We start from the raw sequence: 1,952 nt of genomic DNA, 5'->3' as shown, positions 1-1,952 counted from the left end.
TCTCAGGCGGGGTCAGTCTAAAGAATGTCCATCAAATAGCCTCTACTGGGGTGGATATTATCTCGATTGGTGCTTTGACACACTCTTCTAAGGCATTGGATTTAAGTCTGGAGATAGTAAGCGTTTAACCATCCTATATCTAAATAGTGATGGCTGAAAGATGACACCTGAATACTTAAAAGGAGAAACGGTCATGAGCCTGCGGCTCACAAAGGGGGATGAAAATTAAGGGACTCGGGGCTCGGGAATAAAAGAATCCCCTGACCCCTTAATCCCCCCAGCGGGGAGATAAAAAATTAAAAATCTGTGTAATCTGCGAAATCTGCGGATATTTTCAGGGGAAACGGCCATGTCCACAGGGTGGAGACAAAGTAGGTAGGAGATAGAAGGTGAGAGATAGGAAGATAAGCGTGAGGAGTGATGTTTTCTTTACTTTCTACTTTCTACTCTCTACTTCCTTTTTTCAGGAGAATGACTATGCCAAAACAATTTATCAGGGACTTAAAAGACCATGATGTAGTAAATAGTCAATTTATGGTTTATAAAAAGCAACTTCGGGATTTCAAAAATAAGTTAGGTAAGTTTCTGATGCTTGTCATTGGAGATAAAACCGGCCAGATGGAGGCAAAGGTCTGGGATAATGCCGAGAAGGTTGCCTTAAGGTTTGAAGAAGAAGATGTTGTTTTATTAGAAGGTCGAATTGAATTATTCAACGATAAATTGCAATTAAATGTAAGTAAGCTCTATAAGGTAGATGCGTATGACATCGGTAATTTCCTGCCTGAAACCTCAAAAGATGTGGATAAGTTATTTGATTATATTAAGTCTATTGATATTCAAAACAAATATTTAAAATCCCTGCTTGACTCATTTCTTAACGATGAAGGATTTGTTTCTTTATTAAAAAAAACTCCTGCCGCTAAATCGCTTCATCACGCCTACTTAGGTGGTCTCATCGAACATATTTATGAGGTAATTAAAATATGTGAGGTGGTTTGCCAATTATTCCCCCAGATAGATAGAGACCTGTTATTTACAGGAGCTATATTGCATGACCTTGGTAAGATGGAGGAGTTGAAATGGACAAAGGGAATTGATTACACAGATGAAGGGAGATTAATTGGACATATTGTTATGGGAGAGAAAATAGTTAGTCAAAGAATGGATAAAATCGAAGGATTTCCCAAAGAGCTTAAAATGCGTATGTCCCATTTACTCATAAGTCATCATGGAGAATACGAATGGGGTAGCCCTAAAAAGCCAAAGACACTGGAGGCATGCACTCTCCATTATGCTGAACATCTTGATGCCCAGGTTAATAGATTCATCCAGTTAATTGAAAAGGGAAAAGATAAAACATGGGCTGATTATGATAAATTGCTGGAAAGATATATCTACATTGGGGAACAGATGGAGGAATAGAACAAAAGGCAAGAATTACCCTTGCTATTTTAATATAACATTTTCGTTGACAAATTAGTTTGCTTATGTTACCTTATATTTGGTCGAAGTAAAACAAAACTGCTAATAGGCAGGATAATCTGAAGGTTAGGTGTAACAATCTCTCTATTTGGAATAGAAGGAAATGACGGCTTAATAATAAAAAGGTTAAGGAGAATAAACACTATGAAAAATCTGACACGGATTACTTTTGATGCTAATGTCATGGGGGGTAAACCCTGTATTCGTGGATTGCGTGTCACTGTGGGAACTATTGTTGGACTGGTTGCTGCAGGATACTCCACCACCGACATTCTAAAAGCATACCCCTATTTAGAAGATGAAGATATTCGTGAAGCCCTTGCCTATGCAGCCTGGCGAGCTGGTAAGAGTTCAGGTAGGATAAAAATAAGGAGAAAGGGAGAAGATGGAGAAGTGGAGAAAAGAAGAGTTAACTGATAGGATTATTAATGCCTGTATTAATGTCCATAAAAAGTTAGGACCTGGTTTTC

At 38.2% G+C, this 1,952-nt stretch carries 3 protein-coding genes; all 3 read left to right on the top strand.

What is annotated here, in order from left to right; genetic code table 11:
* A partial coding sequence (locus AB1414_20055) for a nicotinate-nucleotide diphosphorylase (carboxylating) (GenBank protein ID MEW6609707.1) occupies positions 1 to 128 on the top strand: 128 nt, incomplete at its 5' end.
* A 349-nt stretch (positions 129 to 477) separates the two neighbouring features.
* Positions 478 to 1,422: an HD domain-containing protein gene (locus AB1414_20050; GenBank protein MEW6609706.1), complete on the top strand. Its 945-nt coding sequence runs from the start codon at positions 478 to 480 to the stop codon at positions 1,420 to 1,422.
* Between the two features lie 204 nt (positions 1,423 to 1,626).
* Positions 1,627 to 1,899: a DUF433 domain-containing protein gene (locus AB1414_20045; protein MEW6609705.1), complete on the top strand. Its 273-nt coding sequence runs from the start codon at positions 1,627 to 1,629 to the stop codon at positions 1,897 to 1,899.
* The last annotated feature ends 53 nt before the right edge of the window (positions 1,900 to 1,952 follow it).

This window comes from bacterium (assembly GCA_040755795.1).
GTDB lineage: Bacteria > UBA9089 > CG2-30-40-21 > CG2-30-40-21 > SBAY01 > JBFLXS01.
Note: the sequence above shows the minus strand (reverse complement) of the source record. Positions and strands in the feature narration are given on the sequence as shown.